The sequence below is a fragment of the Pseudomonas sp. RIT623 genome (assembly GCF_004519305.1).
Lineage (GTDB): Bacteria > Pseudomonadota > Gammaproteobacteria > Pseudomonadales > Pseudomonadaceae > Aquipseudomonas.
In genome coordinates, this window is record NZ_SOZA01000006.1 from 118887 (window position 1) to 141308 (window position 22422).

A 22422-nucleotide genomic window follows, 5' to 3' on the forward strand; every position below is an offset into this window, starting at 1 on the left:
CTGGCGCTCGCGGGGCAAGCCCGCTTCCACGGAGTTCTACAAGGCTTGCAGTGTTTCCATCAGCACGCGCACCTTGGCGATCGATTCTTCGTATTCGGCCTGCCAATCCGAATCGGCCACCACCGCGCCACCTCCCCAGCAACTGACCTGGCCGTCCTTGACCAGCAGGCTGCGAATGGCGATGGAGCTGTCCATCTCGCCGCGCACATCGACATACAGTAGCGAGCCGCAGTACAGCGCCCTGCGGGCCGGCTCCAGCTCGTCGATGATCTGCATGGCGCGGATCTTCGGCGCGCCGGTGATCGAGCCGCCGGGGAAGCTGCCGGCGATCAGGTCCAGGGCGTCCTTGCCGGCGGCCAACTGGCCGACCACGCTACTGACCAGGTGATGGACGTTGGGGTAGCTCTCCAGGCTGAACAGCTCCGGCACCTTCACCGAGCCGGTCTGGCAGGTACGGCCGATATCGTTGCGCAGCAGGTCGACGATCATCAGGTTTTCCGAGCGGTCCTTGGGGCTGGCCAGCAGCTCGGCGGCGTTGCGGGCGTCCTCGGCCGGGTCGGCGGCGCGTGGGCGGGTGCCCTTGATCGGGCGGGTCTCGACCTCGCCCTGGCTGACACGGATGAAACGCTCGGGCGAAAAGCTCAGCAGCGCCGTGCCTTCATCCAGCTGCTGGTAGCCGGAGAACGGCGTCGGGCAGGCGGCGCGCAGGGCCTGGTAGGCGCGCCATGGGTCACCCTGGCAGGGGGCGCGGAAGCGCTGGGTGAGGTTGATCTGGTAGCAGTCACCGGCCTGGATGTAGCGCTGCACCTGGTCGAACGCCGCCCGGTACTGCTCGGGACGAAGATCGCCGGTCATGGGCGCTAGCAGGTGGAAGTCACCGCTACCGCCCAGGGAGGCGGCCTCGAACAACGCTATGAGCCGTTGCCGCTCGCCCTCAGGCAGGCACGGGTGGAACACCAGCTGGCTGCTGCACAGCCGATGGTCGGACACCAGTGCCCAGGCATACAGCCCCAGCCGGGCGTCGGGCAGGCCGAGGTCGTCGACCGCTTGCGTCGGCAATTGCTCCAGGCGCCGGCCAAAGTCGTAGCTCAGGTAGCCGATCAGGCCGCCGGCGAAGGGCAGCTCGATGCCCTCGGGCAGTTGCGCTGCCCCAAGGTCCACCAGTGCCTGGCGCAGGCGTTGCAGGTAGTCGCGACCGTCTTCGTCGGGGTGTGCCTGCAACTGCTGCAGTGGCCAGGCGCTGAGCAGGTCATAGCGGCCGCGCTCGGCACTGGGGCGGGCGCTGTCGAGCAGGATCGCGCCGGGCGCGCGGCGCAGGCGTTCGAAGTAGAAGGCGGGGTCGGGCTGGTAGGGCAGGGGGTGCAGCGTACAGGTCGGCATCAGAGTGGACGGCGATGAACAAGCGAGGAGGGCGATTGTAGACCTGTGTAGGAAATGCGCCTAGCGCTGGCAACGACATTCACGATCCAGATTTGCGCAATCCCCCTGTAGGATCGGCCTTGTGTCGCGAAAGGCCGCTCCTACAGGGATTGCGCAGGGCCTGGGCTATAGCGGATTGACGTGCCCGAACAAGCCCTGCGAGACCTTCACGCGTTGCTCGGCATCCTCGCTGCGGCCTTCCTTGGCCAGCATCTCCAGGTGCGCCTCGATGGCGTGGGTGCGTTGCGTGAGCCCGCAGTCGTTGGCAATCTGGATGTTCAGGCCGGGGCGGGCGTTCAGCTCGAGGATCAGCGGGCCCTTGTCCTGGTCCAGCACCATGTCCACGCCGATGTAGCCCAGGCCGCACAGCTCGTAGCAGCTGGCGGCAAGCTTCATGAAGCCGTCCCAGTTCGGCAGTTGCACGCCGTCCACCGCGTTGGTGGTGTCCGGGTGCTTGCTGATGATCTTGTTCAGCCAGGTGCCGCGCAGGGTCAGGCCGGTGGCCAGGTCCACGCCGACGCCGATGGCGCCCTGGTGCAGGTTGGCCTTGCCGCCGGACTGGCGGGTTGGCAGGCGCAGCATGGCCATCACCGGGTAGCCCATCAGCACGATGATGCGGATGTCCGGCACGCCTTCGTAGCTGATGCTCTTGAAGATCTGGTCCGGAGTGACCCGGTACTCGATCAGCGCGCGGTCGCGGTGCCCGCCCAGCGAATACAGGCCGGTAAGGATGCTGGAGATCTGGTGCTCGATCTCCTCGTGGCTGATGATCTTGCCCGAAACCGTGCGGTAGCGATCTTCGAAGCGGTCGGCGATGACCAGGATGCCGTCACCGCCGGCGCCTTGGGCCGGCTTGATGACGAAGTCGTTGCGCCCGCCGATGATCTGGTCGAGCTTGTCGATCTGCTTCTCGGTCTCGATGATGCCGTACATCTCCGGCACATGGATGCCGGCCGCCAGGGCGCGCTCCTTGGTGATGATCTTGTCGTCGACGATCGGGTACAAATGGCGCTTGTTGTACTTCAGCACGTAGTCCGCGTTGCGCCGGTTGATACCCATGATGCCCCGGGCTTCCAGGGCCTTCCAGGTCTTGATCAGTCCGAACATCAGGCGTCAGCCTTCACGAAAGCCTTGAAGCGAACGAGCTCGGTCAGGCGGTAGCCGCGGTAGCGACCCATCGCCAGCATGAAGCCCACCAGGATCAGCAGTACCGCTGGGAAGGTGAAGACGAAGTACACCGCCTCGGGCACGGTCATCAGCAGGTGCGCGATGGACGCGGCGAACAGGGTGCCGATGGCCACTTTCATGGCATGGCCGCCACCACGTTCTTCCCAGGTGATCGACAGGCGTTCGATGGTCATGGTCAGGATCACCATCGGGAACAGCGCCACCGACAGCCCGCGCTCCAGGCCCAGCTTGTGGCTGAACAAGCTGATGGCGGCGATCAGCACCACGACGAAGGTCAGCACCACCGACAGGCGCGGCAGCATCTGCAGCTTGAGGTGTTCCAGGTACGAGCGCAGCGACAGGCCGAGCGCGGTGATCACCGTGAACAGGATGATGCCGAAGCCCAGTTGCGTCTCGCGGAAGGCCAGGGCGATCAGCACCGGGGTGAAGGTACCCAGGGTCTGGATACCGATCAGGTTGCGCAGCACCAGGATCACCAGTACGCCGATCGGGATCATCACCATGATCATGAAGGTCTGCTGGGTCTGCAGCGGCAGGCCGTACAGCGAGTACTCGAGGAAGTCGGCGTCGGTGTTCTCGTCGGTCAGCTTGGCCAGGCGGATGGCATTCATCTCGCTGTTGTTCATGCTGAAGGTGACGGTGGCCTTCTTGCCGCCATCGACGCTGATCAGGTTGTCGTCGCCGGTCCACCACAGCAGGCGGTCGCTGGGCAGGCCCTGCTCGCCGGTCTCCGGGTTGAAGTACAGCCAGTCGTTACCGTTGAAGCTGCGCAGCCACAGCTCGGGGTTTTGCGGGGTGTCGGCGACCAGGCGGATGGTGTGGACCTTTTCCATCGGCACGTGGGCGATGGACAGCAGCAGGTCGATGACCTGGGCTTTCTTCATCGGCGAGTTGTCGCCGGCCAGCAGCAGCTTGGCGTTGTCGTCGTTGAGGTTGTTGACCCGCTTGATGGTTTCGCTGACGAAGGTCTCGACGTCGGCCGAATGCTGGCGGATCGGTGCCATCAACGCCTCGGCGGCGATTTTCTCCGGGCCTTCGACGGCCAGGCTGTCGCGGAAGGTCGGGCCCTTGATCTTGGCCTTTTCGCTGCTGTAGCGCTTGGTCAGCACCAGGCGGTAGTAGAGGGTCTGGTTGCCGCTGGCGCGGCGGGCCGACCAGGTGACCTTGCGGTTGCCGTCGGCGCGGTTGACGCTGACCCCGTAGTTGTTGGAGATGAAGCTCTCGTTGAGGCTGACGTAGTCACGGTTCAGCGGCGGCACGAACATCTGCACCTTGACCGGGTCCTTGGCGCTGGCGACGAACTCGACCTTGGCGTCGATGTTCCACAGGTCGTCGGTTTCGTCTTCAGTCACCGGGATGCCGAGGAAGAAGATCTGATAGGCCGTGACCGCGATGCCCAGCAGCACCAGGACGGTGATCAGGACTTTCAGGTGGAGGGTAAGAGAGCGCATCGGAATTACTCTGCTTTGGGAGCTTCGGTGGCACAGGCAGGTTTGCCGGCCGCGTATTTAAGGCTTGGGTCGACCAGCGCACCGAAGTGCTTGAGGGCCTCGGAACCGATCAGCAGCGGGAACTGGAAGGCGCTGCGGTCGGTGAGGTTGACCTCGATGGTGCGTTGCGTCTGGCCCATGCAGATCTCGAGTTCGATCACCGGACGAGCAGTGTAGGCCTTGCCGGATTCGGCGTCATAGTCCCCGGCGCGGCGCTTGATCTTGCTGACACGGGCCAGGGGGCGTTCGATGGGGTGCTGGTGCGCGGCGTCGATGGCCAGGTAGAAACGCACCCAGCTCTCGCCATTGCGCTTGAAACGCTTGATGTCGCGGGCGCTGAGCGAGGCGGTCTTGGCGCCGGTGTCGAGCTTGGCCGCCACTTCCAGGTCCAGGCCGCCGAGGCGGGCGTATTCGTTCAGGCCGTAAACGGTCTTGTCTGCCGCAGGCGCGAGTGCCGGCAGCAGGGTCAGGCAGAGCAGCAATGAAGCGGGTATGAGTCTCATAATCCTGGCGCGGTGCTGTGCGGGGTTCAGGGCAAGGCGACTGGCCAAGCGTCCTCAAGAGGTCTGTCGACACCATGAAATGATGACAGACACAGTGTCCATGCTCCCGAAGGAGCGCGGCATTCTATCACGCCGGTGCCTTGACGCCAGCGCGCCCGCGATCAGACCGCAAGGGTGCGGGTGAAGTTCGTTATTAGACGATTGTCGACAATATTCTTTTTGTCTTTGACTGTGCGTCTCTATTTAGCTAGTTTTGCCGTCATTGATTTTGAAGGTGTCGACAATCATGCTGGATACAGCCCAAGCCACGTTGCTCCCCCAGGACGAGACCGAGACCCTCTCGGAGCACGTCTTCCGCTGCATCCAGGCCGCCATCGTCAAGGGCGAGATCGCGCCGGGCAGCAAGATCTCCGAGCCGGAGCTGGCGCGTACCTATGGCATCAGCCGTGGCCCGCTGCGCGAGGCGATCCACCGCCTGGAAGGCCAGCGCCTGCTGGTGCGCGTGCCCCATGTCGGCGCGCGGGTGGTTTCGCTGAGTCATGTCGAACTGATCGAGCTGTACGAAATCCGTGAATCGCTTGAAGGCATGGCCTGTCGCCTGGCCGCCGAGCGCATGAGCCAGGCCGCCATCGACGAGCTGCGCCAGGTGCTCGACACCCACGAGCGCGACGCCGCGTTCCAGGCCGGGCAGGGCTACTACCAGCAGGAAGGCGACTACGACTTCCACTACCGAATCATCCAGGGCAGTGGCAACCAGACCCTGTACAAGATGCTCTGCGGCGAGTTGTACCAGCTGGTGCGCATGTACCGCATTCAGTTCTCCACCACGCCCAACCGTCCGCGCCAGGCCTTTGCCGAGCATCACCGCATCCTCGACGCCATCGAAGCCCGCGACGGCGAACTCGCAGAACTCCTGATGCGCCGCCACATCGGCGCGTCCAAGCGCAATATCGAGCGCCACTACCAGGGCGCCGACAACAATAGCCCACGAGGTGAGTCATGACAGTCAAGAGCACCCCCGGCCAGCGTTTCCGTGACGCGGTTGCCGCCGAACACCCGTTGCAGGTGGTCGGGACCATCAACGCCAACCACGCCCTGCTGGCCAAGCGCGCCGGCTTCAAGGCCATCTACCTGTCCGGCGGCGGGGTCGCCGCTGGTTCCCTGGGCTTGCCGGACTTGGGCATCAGCGGCCTGGACGACGTGCTCACCGACGTGCGGCGGATCACCGACGTGTGCGACCTGCCGCTGCTGGTGGATGTCGACACCGGTTTCGGCGCCTCGGCGTTCAACGTCGCGCGCACCGTGCGTTCGATGAGCAAGTTCGGCGCCGCGGCCATTCATATCGAAGACCAGGTCGGCGCCAAGCGCTGCGGTCACCGGCCGAACAAGGAGATCGTCTCGCAGCAGGAGATGGTCGACCGGATCAAGGCTGCCGTCGATGCCCGCACTGACGACAGCTTCGTGATCATGGCGCGCACCGACGCCCTGGCCGTCGAGGGCCTGAACGCTGCCCTGGACCGCGCCGCCGCCTGCATCGAGGCCGGCGCCGACATGATCTTCCCAGAAGCGATCACCGAGCTTTCGATGTACAAGATCTTCGCCGACCGGGTGAGGGCGCCGATCCTGGCCAATATCACCGAGTTCGGCGCTACGCCGCTGTACACCACTGAAGAGCTGGCCTCGGTGGATGTGTCGCTGGTGCTCTACCCGCTGTCGGCGTTCCGCGCCATGAACAAGGCCGCCGAGAACGTCTACACCGCGCTGCGCCGCGATGGCACGCAGAAGCACGTGATCGACACCATGCAGACCCGCATGGAGCTCTACGACGCCATCGGCTACCACGCTTTCGAGCAGAGCCTCGATGCGTTGTTTGCGCAAAAAAAAGGTTGAGGCCGTGATGACCCATCGCGGGGCCAGCCCGCTCCCACGTTCCCTGTAGGAGCCGGCTTGCCGGCGATAGGGGCACAACAGGCACCCCCGAATTAGCCAGAAAGACCTCGATAACAAATTCAAGAAAGGAGCAACACCATGGCCGAAGCAAAAGTACTCAGTGGCGCTGGCCTGCGTGGCCAGGTGGCCGGGCAGACCGCACTTTCCACCGTCGGCCAGGCCGGCGCCGGCCTGACCTACCGCGGCTATGACGTGCGCGACCTGGCCGCAGGCGCCGAGTTCGAGGAAGTGGCCTACCTGCTGCTCTACGGCGAACTGCCGAGCAAGGCCGAGCTGGCCGACTACAAGCGCAAGCTCAAGGGCCTGCGCGACCTGCCGCAAGCGCTGAAAGAAGTGCTCGAGCGCATCCCGCGCGATGCACACCCAATGGACGTGATGCGCACCGGTTGCTCGGTACTCGGCACCCTGGAGCCGGAGTTGACCTTCGACGCCCAGCGCGACAAGACCGACCGCCTGCTGGCGCTGTTCCCGGCGGTGATGTGCTACTGGTACCGCTACACCCACCACGGCGTACGTATCGACTGCAGCAGCGACGAAGACACCCTCGGCGGCCACTTCTTGCACCTGCTGCATGGCAAGAAGCCGAGCGAGCTGCACGTCAAGGTGATGAACGTCTCGCTGATCCTCTACGCCGAGCACGAATTCAACGCCTCGACCTTCACCGCCCGGGTCTGCGCTTCGACGCTGTCCGACCTGTACTCCTGCGTGACCGCCGCCATCGGCTCGCTGCGCGGCCCGTTGCATGGTGGTGCCAACGAGGCGGCCATGGAGCTGATCGAGCGCTTCCAGAGCCCGCAGGAAGCCACTGCCGAGCTGCTGCGCATGCTCGAGCGCAAGGACAAGATCATGGGCTTCGGCCATGCGATCTACAAAGAGTCCGACCCGCGCAACGAGGTGATCAAGGGCTGGGCCAAGCAGTTGGCCGACGAGGTGGGCGACAAGGTGCTGTACCCGGTCTCCGAAGCCATCGACAAGACCATGTGGGAGCAGAAGCGCCTGTTCCCCAATGCCGACTTCTACCATGCCTCGGCGTATCACTTCATGGGCATCCCGACCAAGCTGTTCACCCCGATCTTCGTCTGCTCGCGCCTGACCGGCTGGGCCGCGCACGTGTTCGAGCAGCGCGCCAACAACCGCATCATCCGCCCGAGCGCCGAGTACGTCGGCGTCGAGCAGCGCCAGTTCGTGCCGATCGAGCAGCGCTGAGCCAGCCCGCGATCCCTGTAGGAGCCAGCCTTGCTGGCGAACCCTGGCGACGCCGGGGCTGGGGGTGCTTCGCACCCCATCGCCAGCAAGGTTGGCTCCTGCAGGAAGCAGGGCGGCCGCAACAGCACCGACCTTACCGTGATTGAGTCCCTGTGCCATGAATACAGAATTCCGCAAGCCCCTGCCAGGCACCGCCCTGGACTACTTCGACGCCCGTGCCGCGGTCGAGGCGATCAAGCCCGGCGCATACGACGGCCTGCCGTATACTTCCCGCGTGCTGGCCGAGAACCTGGTGCGCCGCTGCGATCCGGCTACCCTCGATGCATCGCTCGAGCAACTGATCGAGCGCAAGCGCGACCTCGATTTCCCCTGGTTCCCGGCCCGCGTGGTGTGCCACGACATCCTTGGCCAGACCGCCCTGGTCGACCTCGCCGGGCTGCGCGACGCCATCGCCGACAAAGGCGGCGACCCGGCCGCAGTTAATCCGGTGGTGCCGGTGCAACTGATCGTCGACCATTCGCTGGCCGTGGAATGCGGTGGTTTCGACCCGCAGGCGTTCGACAAGAACCGCGCCATCGAAGATCGCCGCAACGAAGACCGTTTCCACTTCATCAACTGGACCAAACAGGCGTTCAAGAACGTCGACGTGATCCAGCCGGGCAACGGCATCATGCACCAGATCAACCTGGAGAAGATGTCGCCGGTGATCCACAGCGACCGCGGCGTGGCCTACCCCGACACCTGCGTCGGCACCGACAGCCATACACCACATGTCGACGCCCTGGGCGTGATCGCCATCGGTGTCGGTGGCCTGGAGGCCGAAAACGTCATGCTCGGCCGCGCCTCGTGGATGCGCCTGCCAGAGATCGTCGGCGTCGAGCTGACCGGGCGCCTGGCGCCGAACATCACCGCTACCGACTTGGTACTGGCCCTGACCGAGTTCCTGCGCAAACAGAAGGTGGTTGGCGCCTACCTCGAATTCCACGGTGCTGGCGCCAGCGCGCTGACCCTTGGCGACCGTGCCACCATCTCCAACATGGCCCCGGAATACGGTGCCACCGCGGCGATGTTCGCCATCGACCAACAGACCATCGACTACCTCAAGCTGACCGGCCGCGATGACCAGCAGGTGCAGTTGGTGGAAACCTACGCCAAGGTCGCCGGTTTGTGGGCCGACAGCCTGGCCAAGGCCGAGTATGAGCGCACCCTGAGCTTCGACCTGTCGAGCGTGGTGCGCAACATGGCTGGCCCGTCCAACCCGCATGCGCGCGTGGCCACCAGCGACCTGGCGGCCAAGGGCATCGCCGGGCAATGGCAAGAAGTGCCGGGGCAGATGCCGGATGGCGCGGTGATCATTGCCGCCATCACCAGTTGCACCAACACCAGCAACCCGCGCAACGTGATCGCCGCTGGCCTTATCGCACGTAACGCCAACAAGCTTGGCCTGGTACGCAAGCCCTGGGTCAAGTCGTCGCTCGCGCCGGGCTCCAAGGCGGTACAGCTGTACCTGAAGGAAGCCGGCCTTGAGCAGGAGCTGGAGCAACTGGGCTTCGGCATCGTCGCCTTCGCCTGCACCACCTGCAACGGCATGTCCGGCGCTCTCGACCCGGTGATCCAGCAGGAGATCATCGATCGCGACCTGTACGCCACCGCCGTGCTGTCGGGCAACCGCAACTTCGACGGGCGTATCCACCCCTACGCCAAGCAGGCGTTCCTCGCGTCGCCGCCACTGGTGGTGGCCTACGCCATCGCCGGTACCATCCGCTTCGACATCGAGAAGGACGTGCTGGGCGTGGTCGACGGCAAGGAAATCCGCCTCAAGGACATCTGGCCGAGCGATGAAGAGATCGACGCGGTGGTGCGCGCCTCGGTCAAGCCCGAGCAGTTCCGCCAGGTGTACATCCCGATGTTCGCCATCGAGGAGGATCGTGGGCCGAAGGTCGCGCCGCTGTACGACTGGCGTCCGATGAGCACCTACATCCGCCGCCCGCCGTACTGGGAGGGCGCCCTGGCCGGTGAGCGTACCCTGCGCGGCATGCGCCCGCTGGCGGTGCTGCCAGACAACATCACCACCGACCACCTGTCGCCGTCCAACGCCATCCTGCTCGATAGCGCCGCCGGTGAATACCTGGCGAAGATGGGCCTGCCGGAGGAGGACTTCAACTCCTACGCCACCCACCGTGGCGACCACCTGACCGCGCAGCGCGCCACTTTCGCCAACCCCAAGCTGTTCAACGAGATGGTGCGCAAGGACGACGGCAGCGTGCAGCAGGGTTCGCTGGCGCGCATCGAGCCGGAAGGCAAGGTGACGCGCATGTGGGAGGCGATCGAAACCTACATGCAGCGCAAGCAGCCGCTGATCATCGTCGCCGGTGCCGACTACGGCCAGGGGTCGTCCCGTGACTGGGCGGCCAAGGGCGTGCGTCTGGCCGGGGTCGAGGCGATCGTCGCCGAGGGTTTCGAGCGTATCCACCGGACCAACCTGGTGGGCATGGGCGTGCTGCCGCTGGAGTTCAAGCCGGGCACCGACCGCAACACCCTGGGCCTGGACGGCAGCGAGACCTATGACGTGCTCGGCGAGCGCAGGCCGCGTGCGACCCTGACCCTGGTGGTCACGCGGCGCGACGGCGAGCGTGTCGAGGTGCCGGTGACCTGCCGCCTGGATACCGCCGAAGAGGTGTCGATCTATGAGGCCGGTGGGGTGTTGCAGCGCTTTGCCCAGGACTTCCTCGAAGCGACCGGTTGAGCATGTAACGGGGGCCGCTTTGCGGCCCTTTCGCGACACAAGGCCGCTCCTACAGGCGACCGCGACCTCCTGTAGGAGCGGCCTTGTGTCGCGAAAGGGCTGCAAAGCAGCCCCAGGGATGTTCGCCGAAACGAAAAGATCAGGAATCACAACAATGGCACACGTACCTCAAATCAAAATCCCCGCCACCTACATCCGTGGCGGCACCAGCAAAGGCGTGTTCTTCCGCCTGCAAGACCTGCCCGAGCGCGCCCAGGTCCCAGGCCCGGCCCGCGACGCCCTGCTGCTGCGGGTGATCGGCAGCCCCGACCCGTATGGCAAGCAGATCGACGGCATGGGTGGCGCCACCTCCAGTACCAGTAAGACGGTGATCCTGTCCAGGAGCATCAAGGCCGACCACGACGTCGACTACCTATTTGGCCAGGTCTCGATCGACACTGCTTTCGTCGACTGGAGCGGCAACTGCGGCAACCTGTCCGCCGCCGTGGGTTCGTTCGCCATCGCCAGTGGCTTGGTCGATGCGGCGCGCGTTCCGCACAACGGTGTTGCCACCGTGCGCATCTGGCAGGCCAATATCGGCAAGACCATCATCGCCCATGTGCCGGTCACCGACGGCCAGGTGCAGGAAACCGGCGACTTCGAGCTCGACGGCGTGACCTTCCCGGCCGCCGAGGTGCAGCTGGAGTTCCTGGACCCGGCTGCCGACGAAGACGGTGAGGGCGGGGCGATGTTCCCCACGGGCAATCTGGTCGACGACCTCGAGGTGCCGGGTGTCGGTACCTTCAAGGCCACCCTGATCAACGCCGGTATCCCGACCATTTTCGTCAACGCCGCTGATATCGGCTATACCGGTGCCGAACTGCAGGACGCCATCAATGGTGATAGCGCAGCCTTGCGGCGCTTCGAGACCATTCGTGCCCACGGAGCGGTGCGCATGGGGCTGATCGAGCACGTCGACCAGGCCGCCGGGCGCCAGCATACGCCCAAGGTGGCGTTTGTCGCGGCGCCGATGACCTACACTGCGTCCAGTGGCAAGACGGTCCAGGCCGAGGAGGTCGACCTGCTGGTGCGCGCACTGTCCATGGGCAAGCTGCACCACGCGATGATGGGTACCGCCGCAGTGGCCATTGGCACCGCAGCGGCGATCCCCGGCACGCTGGTCAATCTGGCCGCTGGTGGCGGTGCGCGTAGCGCCGTGCGCTTCGGACACCCGTCCGGCACTTTGCGGGTGGGAGCCGAGGCGCGCCAGGTGGACGGGCAGTGGACCGTGACCAAGGCAATCATGAGCCGAAGCGCTCGAGTGCTGATGGAGGGCTGGGTACGCGTGCCTGGCGATAGTTTCTAAGGCATCAACAGCGTTCGGCTTTCGTTGGTTGGGGCTGCAGCGCAGCCCCGGCACTCTTGAAGGGAGCTGTATATGAGCGCAAACGTAGACCTCAACGCCCGCCCAGACTACGACCAGGTCCTGCAGGCCCTCGCCGACTACGTGCTCGGCTATCGCGTCGAGTCCGCCGAAGCCCTGGACACCGCCCGCAACTGCCTGATCGACACCCTCGGCTGCGGTCTGCTGGCCCTGCGTTTCCCCGAGTGCACCAAGCACCTCGGCCCGCTGGTCGAGGGCACCATCGTCCCCCATGGCGCCCGGGTGCCCGGCACCAGTTACCGCCTCGACCCGGTCAAGGCAGCCTGGGACATCGGCTGCATCGTCCGCTGGCTGGACTACAACGACACCTGGCTCGCCGCCGAGTGGGGCCACCCCTCGGACAACCTCGGTGGCATCCTGGCCGTTACCGATCACCTGTCGCAGAAGCGCGTGGCCAATGGCGAGGCGCCCCTGGCCATGCGCGAGGTGCTCGATGCCATGGTCATGGCCCACGAGATTCAGGGCGTGCTGGCACTGGAGAACTCGTTCAACCGGGTCGGCCTGGACCATGTGCTGCTGGTCAAGGTCGCCTCCACGGCGGTCTGCGCCAGGCTCATGGGCGCCAATCGCGAGCAGCTGTTGTCGGCGTTGTCCCACGCCTTCGTCGATGGCCAGGCCCTGCGTACCTACCGCCATGCGCCCAACGCCGGATCGCGCAAATCATGGGCGGCGGGGGATGCTTCCAGTCGCGGCGTGCGCCTGGCCGATATCGCTCTGCGTGGCGAGATGGGGGTGCCGGGTGCGCTGACCGCCAGGCAGTGGGGCTTCTACGATGTGTCGTTCAGCCATGCCAACAAGGACCTGGCGCTCAAGCCCGAAGGCCAGCGCCAATTGCGCCTGGCGCAACCGTTCGGCAGCTATGTCATGGAAAACGTGCTGTTCAAGATCAGCTTCCCCGCCGAATTCCATGCCCAGACCGCTTGCGAGGCGGCGGTGATCCTGCACCCGCAGGTGCGCAATCGCCTGCACGAAATCGACCGTATCGTCATCACCACCCATGAGTCGGCGATTCGCATCATCTCCAAGGAAGGGCCGCTGGCCAACGCCGCCGACCGCGACCATTGCTTGCAGTACATGACTGCTGTGCCGCTGATCTTCGGCGACCTGGTGGCCGAGCACTACGAAGATGCCTTCCATGCCGCGCACCCGAGCATCGACCGCCTGCGCGAAAAGATGGTGATCGTCGAGGAGCCACGTTTCAGTCGTGAGTACCTGGAGGCGGACAAGCGCTCTATCGCCAACGCTGTGCAGGTGTTCTTCAAGGACGGCACGCACACGCCGCAAGTGGTGGTGGAGTACCCGATCGGGCATCGGCGGCGGCGGGAGGAGGGGATGCCGTTGCTGGAGGCGAAGTTCAGGGAGAATTTGGCGACGCGATTTGCGCGGCAGCGCTGTGAGGAGATCGTGGCGTTATGCAAGGACCAGGCGAGGCTGGAGGCCATGCCCGTGCACAGGTTTGTCGATCTGTTCGTGATCTGAAAAGCTTCGCCGGCAAGCCGGCTCCTACAGGTGGGCGTAGGAGCCGGCTTGCTGGCGAACGGGGCGGAACGAAAAAGCCCCGGTATCGCTACCGGGGCTCTCTTCTACAACGTACTGCTCAGCTTACGCCTGAACCACCGGGATCTTGGCGTTGGCCGCGGCTTCGCGGAACTCGGCGATCTGGTCGAAGCTCAGGTAGCGGTAGACGTCGGCAGCCATGCTGTCGATGTCCTTGGCGTACTGCATGTACTCTTCAACGGTCGGCAGCTTGCCGATGATCGAAGCGACAGCAGCCAGCTCGGCCGAGGCCAGGTACACGTTGGTGGCGTCGCCCAGACGGTTCGGGAAGTTACGGGTCGAGGTGGAGACCACGGTCGAGCCGGTCTGCACACGTGCCTGGTTACCCATGCACAGCGAGCAGCCTGGCATTTCCATGCGCGCGCCAGCCTTGCCGTAGATGCCGTAGTAGCCTTCCTCGGTCAGCTGGTGGGCGTCCATCTTGGTTGGCGGGGCCAGCCACAGACGGGTCGGGATACCGCCCTTGACCTTGTCCAGCAGCTTGCCGGCGGCGCGGAAGTGACCAATGTTGGTCATGCACGAACCGATGAACACTTCGTCGATCTTCTCGCCCTGTACCGAAGACAGCAGGCGGGCGTCGTCCGGGTCGTTCGGCGCGCAGAGCACAGGCTCCTTGACGTCGGCCAGGTCGATTTCGATGATTTCGGCGTATTCGGCGTCGGCGTCGGCCGACAGCAGCTCAGGCTTGGCCAGCCAGGCTTCCATGGCCTGGGCGCGGCGCTCCAGGGTGCGGGCATCGCCGTAGCCTTCGCCGATCATCCAGCGCAGCAGGGTGATGTTGGACTGCAGGTATTCGGCGATGGCCTTTTCCGGCAGCTTGATGGTGCAACCGGCGGCGGAGCGTTCGGCCGAGGCGTCGGACAGCTCGAAGGCTTGCTCGACGGTCAGGTCGTTGAGGCCTTCGATCTCCAGGATGCGGCCGGAGAAGGCGTTTTTCTTGCCTTTCTTCTCGACGGTCAGCAGGCCTTTCTGGATGGCGTAGTAAGGGATGGCATGCACCAGGTCACGCAGGGTGATGCCAGGTTGCAGTTTGCCCTTGAAGCGCACCAGGATCGATTCTGGCATGTCCAGCGGCATGACGCCGGTGGCGGCGGCGAAGGCCACCAGGCCCGAGCCGGCCGGGAACGAGATGCCGATCGGGAAGCGGGTGTGCGAGTCGCCACCGGTACCGACGGTGTCAGGCATCAGCATGCGGTTCAGCCAGCTGTGGATGATGCCGTCGCCTGGGCGCAGCGACACGCCGCCACGGGTGCGGATGAAGTCTGGCAGGGTGTGGTGGGTGGTGACGTCGATCGGCTTTGGATAAGCCGCGGTGTGGCAGAACGACTGCATTACGAGGTCGGCGGAGAAGCCCAGGCACGCCAGGTCTTTCAGCTCGTCGCGGGTCATCGGGCCAGTGGTGTCCTGGGAGCCGACGGTGGTCATCTTCGGCTCGCAGTAGGCACCTGGGCGCACGCCCTGGCCTTCCGGCAGGCCGCAGGCGCGGCCGACCATCTTCTGTGCCAGGGTGAAGCCCTTGGTCGAAGCGGCTGGTTGCTCTGGCTTCTTGAACAGGTCCGATGGGGCCAGGCCCAGCTCGGCACGGGCTTTCTCGGTCAGGCCACGGCCGACGATCAGCGGGATACGACCGCCAGCGCGGACTTCGTCGAGCAGCACTTCGGTCTTCAGCTCGAAGCTGGTGACCAGTTCGTCGCTGTCGTGGCGGCGCACTTCACCTTTGAACGGGTAGACGTCGATGACGTCGCCCATGGCCAGGTTGGTGCAGTCGAACTCGATCGGCAGGGCGCCGGCGTCTTCCATGGTGTTGTAGAAGATCGGGGCGATCTTGGTGCCGAAGCAGAAACCACCGGCGCGCTTGTTCGGCACGTAGGGGATGTCGTCGCCGAAGAACCACAGCACCGAGTTGGTGGCCGATTTACGCGAGGAACCGGTACCGACCACGTCACCGACGTAGGCGACCGGGTGGCCCTTGGCCTTGACCGCTTCGATCTGCGCCAGCGGGCCGACCGAGCCAGGCTGCGAAGGCTCGATGCCGTCACGGGCCATCTTCAGCATGGCCAGGGCGTGCAGCGGGATGTCAGGACGCGACCAGGCGTCCGGGGCAGGGGACAGGTCGTCGGTGTTGGTTTCGCCAGGCACCTTGAACACGGTCAGGGTGTACTTGTCGGCGATCGCCGGACGGCTGGTGAACCACTCGCCGGCAGCCCAGGATTCCAGCACGGCCTTGGCGTGGGCATTGCCCGCCTTGGCTTTTTCGGCCACGTCGTGGAAGGCATCGAACATCAGCAGGGTGTGCTTGAGCTGTTCGGCCGCGACGGCGCCGAGTTCGGCGTCATCCAGCAGCGCGACCAGCGTTTCGATGTTGTAGCCGCCCTGCATGGTACCCAGCAGCTCGGTGGCGTGCTTGCGGTCGATCAGCGGCGACTTGGCTTCACCCTTGGCGATAGCGGACAGGAAAGCGGCCTTGACGTAGGCGGCTTCGTCGACCCCTGGCGGAACGCGGTTGGTGATCAGGTCTACGAGGAAGGCTTCTTCGCCGGCCGGCGGGTTTTTCAGCAGCTCGACCAGGCCTGCAGTTTGTTCGGCGTTCAGCGGCTGGGGCACGATACCCAGAGCGGCACGCTCTTCGATGTGTTTGCGGTAGGCTTCAAGCACAGTTATTACCCTCATCAGTGGTCCCTAAAGGGAGTCCGGGACGCTCATCCAGCATTCCATGCACCCATGCGCGGTGACGACTTTTTGAGTCGCCCAGCCAGGGTCGCAGAGAATCCTTACAGAAGCTGCTTTCAAAGTTTTACGCCTGCAGAACGGGAGCTGATGAGGGCTGGCGCGGGCATGCGAGGGGTGCATGGCCCGGGCCAACGCCGTTCTGCCGGATCAACTGTGCTCGTGACGCTTTGAAAACAGCTTCCAACGGACATGGTTGCCTTGAAAAGGCGGTGTGATTCTACGGCAAAAAAAAGCCGAAGGTAAGGCGCCGATCATGACTTTAACGGGTGACCCTGGTTAGACAAAGGGCTAACATGACCCGGTGTTCCCCCGCCAAGCCGTTGTTTTTCCATGTCCAACCAGTCCATCAAGACCCCTTGCGTCGGCCTTTGCTCCACGGTTTACGGAGACCTGGTGTGCCGTGGCTGCAAGCGCTTCCACCACGAAGTGATCCACTGGAACGGTTACGACGATGAACAGAAGCGCGCGGTCTGGCTGCGCCTGGAACAACTGCTGGTGCAGGTGATGATGGCCAAGCTGGAAGTGTTCGACAAAAGCCTGTTGCGCCAGCAGTTGGAGCAGCGCTCGATCCGCTTCGTCGCGCACCAGTCCGAGTATTGCTGGGCCTACCAGTTGATCGCCCGTGGGGCGCGGATGATCCGCGATCTGGAGGCCTACGGGATGGCGCTGCTGCCGGAGTTTCGCGACTGGGAGCTGCCACAGTTGCGCGATGCCATCGATCGCGAGTTCTTCCTGCTGTCCGAGGCGCATTACCAGCGCTATATCGCCCCGCGCTTTCTCGTCGATGTGTCGCACGAGTAGCCGTTCCATCTGAAAACCACCTTCGCGCCATGGCAAGGTCCCCTGATATTCATTCAAGGGGTTTGCGATGCCGCTCTTTTACCGTTATGACGCCAGTGGTTCTTTCCTTGCCAGGATGTGGTGGCAAGAGGATGAACTCACGGTCGAGTCAGGACACTGGGACGAAAAGGCGCCGGGGATTCTCCCGGTGTGGGTGCGCTTCGACGGCCACGATGGGCAGGACACCTATATGCGCGCCGAGCCCCTCGCCGTGCAAGGAGAAAAGGGCGTCTTGTTCGACCTTTTCTGGTTTGGTCTTTACGAGGGGCGTGGGCTTGGAGGCGGTTACTACTACCAGATAAGGCCTGTGGCGAGACGTGTCGATGCGCCGCCGAGTATCATGAACTATGCCATGGATGCCGATTACGCCGGCTACCTGGCGATGTACGTCAGTGCATCCGAGGCGGGCAAACGCACGATTATCGCGGCCAGTGATTTGTGGCGTCTTGAGGGGCTAACCCCGACGCGCTTGAAAATTGAAAATATGCGTCACAATTTGAAGCTTACGAATTTCGACGATTCACCGGTCAGGCGCTACAAGCAGTTCGGGGTGCCCTATTTGAACAGCCATGGCGGGCAGGCCGGGCGCGTGACATTGGAAGTCGTGAAGTACCCCTTCCCATGACCAGCGCCCTGAGTCAGGCGCACTTGGCTCTGTACGAAAAGCCTTGATACTCGTTCATGCTGCGTTGAAAACAGCCTCGCCTGACCTTCGTCTCAAGACTTTTCATACAGAGCCTAGTCGCCGGTGTACTCGCAACCACTGGTACAGGTTTCGTGGATACGTACCTTGGACAGCTCCGGCAACAGCGGCTTGACCTGGTCCCAGATCCATTTGGCGATCACTTCGCTGGTGGGGTTTTCCAGGCCGGGAATATCGTTCAGGTAATTGTGGTCCAACTGCTCGTAGATGGGCTTGAAGATCGCCTTGATCTCGGAGAAGTCGCGAATCCAACCGGTGTGCGGGTCGAGCGGGCCGGTCAGGTGCAGGGCGACCTTGAACGAGTGGCCATGCAGGCGGCCGCACTTGTGGCCGGCCGGGACGTGGGGCAGGCGGTGGGCGGATTCGAATGTAAATTCCTTGAAGATTTCCACGCTGTCTTAACTCTGTGTGAATCGATAATGCGCGCAGTCTACCAGCATGACCGCTACAAGGCTTGCAACCGTTCGTGCAGCCGCCCGGTGGCGATCAGTTCCAGCAGTTCGTCGCCCAGGCGCTGGCTTTCGGCGATGGCCTTGTACCAGTAGCGCTTGCGTGCCGGCGCATCGCCCATGAAGCGCTTGAAGTCGTTGCGGTCCGGCAGCTTGCCGTAGGGCAGGGCGGCCAGGTACTGCGGCGACGGGGTCATCAGCAGCACGTTCTGCAGGCGCGTGGCGTCACCCTTGCGCCAGGGCAGGGCCTTGTCGAACCAGCCGGGCACCACCTTGTCGGTGAAGTGCGGGTACAGCACCAGGTCGTCGCCCTTGTAGGGCAGGTCGAGGTGGTAGTCGAGCAGGCCGCCGTCGCGGTAGGTGCCGGTACCTGCGCCGGGAATGTCGCGCACGCCTTCCATGACCATCGGGATCGAGCCCGAGGCGAGCAGGGCATGGCGCAGGTTGGCTGGGGCCAGTGGCAGGCAGCGCGAGGGGAAGTCGCTGAGGGCATCCAGCGGCGGCGAGGTGCGCGGGTCATGCAGGATCACCCGCTCGAAATGCCGGGCCAGGCGCGCGCGGCCCAGCAGGTTGCTGGCGATCACCGCGCCCAGGCCCAGGCCCAGGCGGCCACGGTGGTCGTGGGCGAGCTGGCCGTGGCTTTTCACTACCAGGATGTTCAGGCGGTAGTGCGCGTTGGCGAGGATCTGCCCGTCGCGGCCTTGCAGCAGTTCGTCGAGCATGCGCTGGCAGCTCTGGCTGATCTGCCGGGCGGTCACGCCCTTGGCGAAGTCCTGTTCGGTATATAGCTCGCCGAGGCGGCGGATGCCGGCCACCGGGTCGTCGAGGCAGGCGCTGGCGAAGCGCCAGGCGCCGATCGAGGCGCCGATCAGCGCGCGCGGGCGCGGCGCGGTGGGCAGCCATTCACCGAACAGGGCCAGGTCCAGGCCCTGGATCCCCAGTGGCTTGGGGCCACCGGCGGCGCCGGGCAGGACGCCGACATCCTCGGCCCGCAGACCGCGCTCGCGGATCTGGTGCAAGGCCCGCTGGCCGGCCTTGAAGGTCAGGGCGGGGTACTTGATGTGAATGGCGCTCATGGCGGGGCCTCGGGTCGGGAGGCGGGCAGTATAGAGCGTATCGCGGGGCTGGACGTACACATCCCCCTGTAGGAGCGGCCTTGTGTCGCGAAAGGTCCGCAAAGCGGCCCCGGCGATCTTTGCAAAAACGCTGAAATCCCGGGGGCTGCTGCGCAGCCCTTTCGCGACACAAGGCTGCTCCTGTAAGGGATTGCGTACGGGCCTGCATGAGCTGCGCTATCATGCGGCCAGCTGTTTTCAGGTTGAGTTAAGGACCGGTGGTTAATCTTAACCCCGTAGACAAATTACACATCTCGCTGGAGAGAACCTCATGAAAACCCTGACTGCCCTGTTCACCGCCGCCGCCCTCGCTTTCGGTGCCAATGCCGCCTTCGCCAAGGACGTGCAGCCCGACGAAGTGGTCAAGCTGGTGAACGCCAAGACCATCAAGTCGCTGGATGAACTCAAGGCCGCCGCCGTGGCCAAGCACCCGGGCGCCACCGTGACCGACTCGGAGCTTGAAAACGAATACGGTCGCTACATCTACAAGGTCGAACTGCGTGACGCACAGAACGTCGAGTGGGACGTGGACCTGGACGCCAAGACCGGTGAAGTCCTGAAGGACGAGCGAGACAACTGATGCCCGATCTGCCGCGAACGGCGCGCTGCCTGGCCCTGGCCCTGATGGCCGTCAGTTCGCTCGCCGCCGCCCGTGACCTGGATCAGGATGAGGCCCTGGAGCTTCGGCAGCAGGGCGTCATCCTGCCGCTGGAGCAACTGCTCGATGCCGCCCTGGGGCGTTACCCCGGGGCGCGCCTGCTGGAGGCGGAGCTGGAAGAAAAGCACGGCCGCTACGAATACGAGGTCGAGCTGCTGACCCCGGGCGGCGTGGTCCGCGAAATCAAGTACGATGCCCGAACCGGCGCCCTGCTCAAGGACGAGGAAGACGACTGAATGCGCCTGCTGCTTGTCGAAGACAACGTGCCCCTGGTCGATGAACTGACCGCCGCCCTGCAACGCCAGGGTTATGCCGTGGACTGGTTGGCCGATGGCCGTGACGCGGTGTACCAGGGCCAGAGCGAACCCTACGACCTGATCATCCTCGACCTCGGCCTGCCAGGCTTGCCCGGCCTCGAGGTGCTGGCGCAGTGGCGCGCGGCGAGCCTGGCCACCCCGGTGCTGATCCTCACCGCGCGCGGTTCCTGGGCCGAGCGCATCGAAGGCCTCAAGGCCGGCGCCGACGATTACCTGACCAAGCCATTCCACCCCGAGGAGCTGCAACTGCGCATCCAGGCCCTGCTGCGCCGGGCCAAGGGCCTGGCCAACCAGCCGACGCTGGAGGCCGCCGGGTTGCACCTGGACGAAGCGCGCCAGTGCGTGAGCCGCGACGGTGCCGACGTGCAACTGACCGCCGCCGAGTTTCGCCTGCTGCGCTATTTCATGCTGCACCCGGGGCAAGTGCTATCCAAGAGTCACTTGGCCGAGCACCTGTATGACGGCGAGACCGAGCGCGACTCCAATGTGCTCGAGGTGCACGTCAACCACTTGCGCCGCAAGCTCGGGCGCAGCGTGATCGAGACCCGCCGTGGCCAGGGCTACGTCTACGCCGGGAACGTCGCGTGAAGTCGATCCAGGCGCGCCTGAGCCTGGGCCTGGTGGCCGTGCTGGTGCTGGTCGGCGTGGGTCTGGCGCAGGTGAGTCTGTGGTTGTTCGAGGCGGGCTTGCAGCGCTACCTGGAAAATGGCCTGCGCAAAGAGAGCGAGAACCTGCTGGTGGCGCTGGTACGCGGGCCTTCCGGCCTGCAGTTGGATGAGCGTCGGTTGTCGGCGGCCTACCAGCAGCCGTTCTCGGGATATTACTTTCGCATCGACTTTGACCAAGGTACCTGGCGCTCCCGCTCGCTGTGGGACCTGGACATGCCCAAGCCAGCCCGCCCGGGGCTGGACGATGGCCATGAACTCGGCCCAGAAGGCCAGCAATTGCTGGCCTACCGCGGCGATTACCGGCGCCTGGGGCAGGATATTTCCATCAGCGTGGCCCAGGACTACTCGCCGGTGCGCGAGGTTTTCCGACGCATGCAGCAGATCGGCCTGGGCATGGGCGCGCTCGCGCTGTTGCTGGTGCTGGTGTTGCAGCGTTTCACCGTGACCCGCTCGTTGCGCCCGCTCGAGCGCGCGCGGCAACAGATCGCCCAGTTGCAACAGGGCCAGCGTTCGCAACTGGATGCCGAAGTGCCCAGCGAGCTGCAACCGCTGGTGGACCAGATCAACCACCTGCTGGCCCACACCGAAGACAGCCTGCGCCGTTCGCGCACCGCCCTGGGCAACCTGGGGCACGCGCTGAAGACGCCGCTGGCGGTGTTGCTCAGCCTTGCCGCCAGCGAGCGTTTGCAAGCGTTGCCGCAGGTGCGCGAGCAGATGCGCGAGCAGTTGCAGCAGATCCAGCAGCGCCTGGCTCGCGAACTCAACCGTGCGCGCCTGGCAGGGGACGCGTTGCCCGGCGCGCAGTTCGATTGCGACGCCGAATTGCCCGGGCTGTTGTCGACCCTGGGCATGATCCATGGCGAAGGTCTGTCGCTCGAGCGCGACGTGCCGCCCGGGCTGTTGCTGCCGTGGGACCGCGAGGACCTGCTGGAGCTGCTCGGCAACCTGTTGGACAACGCCTGCAAATGGGCCGACAGCGAGGTGCGCCTGGGCATCGCGCCGACCACCGAGGGTTTCCAGCTGTGGGTCGATGACGATGGCCCTGGGATTGCCCAGGACCTGCGCCAGCAAGTGCTGGAGCGGGGCGCGCGGCTGGACGAGCAGGTCGATGGGCATGGCCTGGGGCTGGGGATCGTGCGCGATATCGTCGAAGCCTGGGGCGGGCGTATCGCCTTGCTCGACAGTACCCTCGGCGGCTTGCGGGTGAGCATCGAGCTGCCGCGCAAGGGGCGTTGATCCTATCGCGGGGCAAGCCGCTGGCACGCAGCTCGCGCGCTATCGGCAGCAGATCAACCATGCAAAAAATTGCAGTACAGCCGCAGTTTTTTGAATTGGCCCATTGCCGAGCGACTCGGCACAATCGCCCCTCACGAAACCGCTTGGTTTCCATCTCTCCATGGACGGAGCCCCTTGCGCTATTGCCTTGGCAATACAGGGCCCAGGCTGGTAACGCTGGGCTT

19 protein-coding genes are annotated in these 22422 nt (G+C 64.7%); 12 read left to right on the plus strand and 7 right to left on the minus strand.

The window, feature by feature from the left end; genetic code table 11:
* Positions 1-36: 36 nt before the first annotated feature.
* The 4 genes from pabB to E3U47_RS06600 form a co-directional block, all read right to left on the minus strand.
* Positions 37-1380, minus strand: coding sequence for an aminodeoxychorismate synthase component I (pabB, locus tag E3U47_RS06585; protein WP_134690186.1), 1344 nt, complete (start codon positions 1378-1380; stop codon positions 37-39).
* Between the two features lie 165 nt (positions 1381-1545).
* A complete protein-coding gene (locus tag E3U47_RS06590) occupies positions 1546-2526 on the minus strand; it encodes an alpha-L-glutamate ligase-like protein (protein ID WP_134690187.1) in 981 nt (326 codons plus the stop codon).
* Positions 2526-4058 carry an inactive transglutaminase family protein gene (locus E3U47_RS06595; protein ID WP_134690188.1) on the minus strand — a complete coding sequence of 511 codons (1533 nt, stop codon included), beginning with the start codon at positions 4056-4058 and terminating at the stop codon, positions 2526-2528. The genes E3U47_RS06590 and E3U47_RS06595 overlap by 1 nt, the downstream gene beginning before the upstream one ends.
* 5 nt (positions 4059-4063) lie before the next feature.
* Positions 4064-4600, minus strand: a complete 537-nt coding sequence (locus E3U47_RS06600) for an ATP-dependent zinc protease (RefSeq protein WP_134690189.1) — start codon at positions 4598-4600, stop codon at positions 4064-4066.
* A gap of 286 nt (positions 4601-4886) precedes the next feature.
* On the opposite strand from E3U47_RS06600, the gene E3U47_RS06605 reads away from it, so the two are divergent.
* The 6 genes from E3U47_RS06605 (at position 4887) to prpD (ending at position 13404) form a co-directional block, all read left to right on the plus strand.
* Positions 4887-5603 (plus strand): GntR family transcriptional regulator, encoded by a 717-nt coding sequence (locus E3U47_RS06605; RefSeq protein ID WP_134690190.1) that lies wholly within the window; start codon positions 4887-4889, stop codon positions 5601-5603.
* Complete coding sequence (gene prpB, locus E3U47_RS06610) at positions 5600-6490, plus strand: methylisocitrate lyase (RefSeq protein WP_134690191.1); 891 nt, start codon at positions 5600-5602, stop codon at positions 6488-6490. Before E3U47_RS06605 ends, prpB begins: the two co-directional genes overlap by 4 nt.
* Before the next feature lie 138 nt (positions 6491-6628).
* A complete protein-coding gene (gene prpC, locus E3U47_RS06615) occupies positions 6629-7756 on the plus strand; it encodes a 2-methylcitrate synthase (protein WP_046854911.1) in 1128 nt (375 codons plus the stop codon).
* Between the two features lie 157 nt (positions 7757-7913).
* Positions 7914-10502 (plus strand): Fe/S-dependent 2-methylisocitrate dehydratase AcnD, encoded by a 2589-nt coding sequence (gene acnD, locus E3U47_RS06620; protein ID WP_134690192.1) that lies wholly within the window; start codon positions 7914-7916, stop codon positions 10500-10502.
* Positions 10503-10656: 154 nt separating this feature from the next.
* Positions 10657-11847: a 2-methylaconitate cis-trans isomerase PrpF gene (prpF, locus tag E3U47_RS06625; protein ID WP_134690193.1), complete on the plus strand. Its 1191-nt coding sequence runs from the start codon at positions 10657-10659 to the stop codon at positions 11845-11847.
* A 72-nt stretch (positions 11848-11919) separates the two neighbouring features.
* Positions 11920-13404, plus strand: coding sequence for a 2-methylcitrate dehydratase (gene prpD, locus E3U47_RS06630; RefSeq protein WP_134690194.1), 1485 nt, complete (start codon positions 11920-11922; stop codon positions 13402-13404).
* A gap of 123 nt (positions 13405-13527) precedes the next feature.
* Here the strand turns inward: prpD and acnB are convergent, their stop codons facing one another.
* Positions 13528-16137, minus strand: a complete 2610-nt coding sequence (gene acnB, locus E3U47_RS06635) for a bifunctional aconitate hydratase 2/2-methylisocitrate dehydratase (protein ID WP_134690241.1) — start codon at positions 16135-16137, stop codon at positions 13528-13530.
* A 405-nt stretch (positions 16138-16542) separates the two neighbouring features.
* On the opposite strand from acnB, the gene E3U47_RS06640 reads away from it, so the two are divergent.
* Positions 16543-17013 carry a DUF1289 domain-containing protein gene (locus E3U47_RS06640; RefSeq protein ID WP_134690195.1) on the plus strand — a complete coding sequence of 157 codons (471 nt, stop codon included), beginning with the start codon at positions 16543-16545 and terminating at the stop codon, positions 17011-17013.
* 67 nt (positions 17014-17080) lie between these two features.
* A complete protein-coding gene (locus E3U47_RS06645) occupies positions 17081-17677 on the plus strand; it encodes a hypothetical protein (RefSeq protein WP_134690196.1) in 597 nt (198 codons plus the stop codon).
* Positions 17678-17790: 113 nt separating this feature from the next.
* Here the strand turns inward: E3U47_RS06645 and queD are convergent, their stop codons facing one another.
* Both queD and E3U47_RS06655 read right to left on the minus strand, forming a co-directional pair.
* Entirely contained in the window at positions 17791-18147 is a 357-nt protein-coding gene (gene queD, locus E3U47_RS06650; protein ID WP_134690197.1) for a 6-carboxytetrahydropterin synthase QueD, read from the minus strand.
* 53 nt (positions 18148-18200) lie between these two features.
* The gene (locus E3U47_RS06655; RefSeq protein WP_134690198.1) at positions 18201-19280 is read right to left on the minus strand and encodes a patatin-like phospholipase family protein; all 1080 of its coding nucleotides are present in this window, start codon (positions 19278-19280) and stop codon (positions 18201-18203) included.
* 310 nt (positions 19281-19590) lie between these two features.
* Between E3U47_RS06655 and E3U47_RS06660 the strand changes: the two genes are divergently transcribed.
* Genes E3U47_RS06660 through E3U47_RS06675 form a run of 4 tightly spaced genes read left to right on the plus strand, consistent with a single transcriptional unit; the run spans position 19591 to position 22198 of the window.
* Complete coding sequence (locus E3U47_RS06660) at positions 19591-19899, plus strand: PepSY domain-containing protein (protein ID WP_134690199.1); 309 nt, start codon at positions 19591-19593, stop codon at positions 19897-19899.
* Positions 19899-20213 carry a PepSY domain-containing protein gene (locus tag E3U47_RS06665; RefSeq protein ID WP_134690200.1) on the plus strand — a complete coding sequence of 105 codons (315 nt, stop codon included), beginning with the start codon at positions 19899-19901 and terminating at the stop codon, positions 20211-20213. The genes E3U47_RS06660 and E3U47_RS06665 overlap by 1 nt, the downstream gene beginning before the upstream one ends.
* Positions 20214-20882: a response regulator transcription factor gene (locus E3U47_RS06670; protein WP_134690201.1), complete on the plus strand. Its 669-nt coding sequence runs from the start codon at positions 20214-20216 to the stop codon at positions 20880-20882. It abuts the gene before it with no gap.
* Positions 20879-22198 (plus strand): sensor histidine kinase, encoded by a 1320-nt coding sequence (locus E3U47_RS06675; RefSeq protein ID WP_134690202.1) that lies wholly within the window; start codon positions 20879-20881, stop codon positions 22196-22198. The genes E3U47_RS06670 and E3U47_RS06675 overlap by 4 nt, the downstream gene beginning before the upstream one ends.
* Positions 22199-22422: the final 224 nt, after the last annotated feature.

What these genes read in the sequence shown, in the direction of transcription:
- prpB (WP_134690191.1), top strand. Translation starts at nt 5,600, where the DNA reads ATGACAGTCAAGAGCACCCCCGGCCAGCGTTTCCGTGACGCGGTTGCC.
- prpF (WP_134690193.1), top strand. Translation starts at nt 10,657, where the DNA reads ATGGCACACGTACCTCAAATCAAAATCCCCGCCACCTACATCCGTGGC.
- pabB (WP_134690186.1), bottom strand. Translation starts at nt 1,380, where the DNA reads ATGCCGACCTGTACGCTGCACCCCCTGCCCTACCAGCCCGACCCCGCC.
- prpC (WP_046854911.1), top strand. Translation starts at nt 6,629, where the DNA reads ATGGCCGAAGCAAAAGTACTCAGTGGCGCTGGCCTGCGTGGCCAGGTG.
- E3U47_RS06670 (WP_134690201.1), top strand. Translation starts at nt 20,214, where the DNA reads ATGCGCCTGCTGCTTGTCGAAGACAACGTGCCCCTGGTCGATGAACTG.
- E3U47_RS06600 (WP_134690189.1), bottom strand. Translation starts at nt 4,600, where the DNA reads ATGAGACTCATACCCGCTTCATTGCTGCTCTGCCTGACCCTGCTGCCG.
- E3U47_RS06655 (WP_134690198.1), bottom strand. Translation starts at nt 19,280, where the DNA reads ATGAGCGCCATTCACATCAAGTACCCCGCCCTGACCTTCAAGGCCGGC.
- E3U47_RS06645 (WP_134690196.1), top strand. Translation starts at nt 17,081, where the DNA reads ATGCCGCTCTTTTACCGTTATGACGCCAGTGGTTCTTTCCTTGCCAGG.
- prpD (WP_134690194.1), top strand. Translation starts at nt 11,920, where the DNA reads ATGAGCGCAAACGTAGACCTCAACGCCCGCCCAGACTACGACCAGGTC.
- E3U47_RS06660 (WP_134690199.1), top strand. Translation starts at nt 19,591, where the DNA reads ATGAAAACCCTGACTGCCCTGTTCACCGCCGCCGCCCTCGCTTTCGGT.
- E3U47_RS06605 (WP_134690190.1), top strand. Translation starts at nt 4,887, where the DNA reads ATGCTGGATACAGCCCAAGCCACGTTGCTCCCCCAGGACGAGACCGAG.
- E3U47_RS06595 (WP_134690188.1), bottom strand. Translation starts at nt 4,058, where the DNA reads ATGCGCTCTCTTACCCTCCACCTGAAAGTCCTGATCACCGTCCTGGTG.
- acnD (WP_134690192.1), top strand. Translation starts at nt 7,914, where the DNA reads ATGAATACAGAATTCCGCAAGCCCCTGCCAGGCACCGCCCTGGACTAC.
- E3U47_RS06665 (WP_134690200.1), top strand. Translation starts at nt 19,899, where the DNA reads ATGCCCGATCTGCCGCGAACGGCGCGCTGCCTGGCCCTGGCCCTGATG.
- E3U47_RS06640 (WP_134690195.1), top strand. Translation starts at nt 16,543, where the DNA reads ATGTCCAACCAGTCCATCAAGACCCCTTGCGTCGGCCTTTGCTCCACG.
- E3U47_RS06590 (WP_134690187.1), bottom strand. Translation starts at nt 2,526, where the DNA reads ATGTTCGGACTGATCAAGACCTGGAAGGCCCTGGAAGCCCGGGGCATC.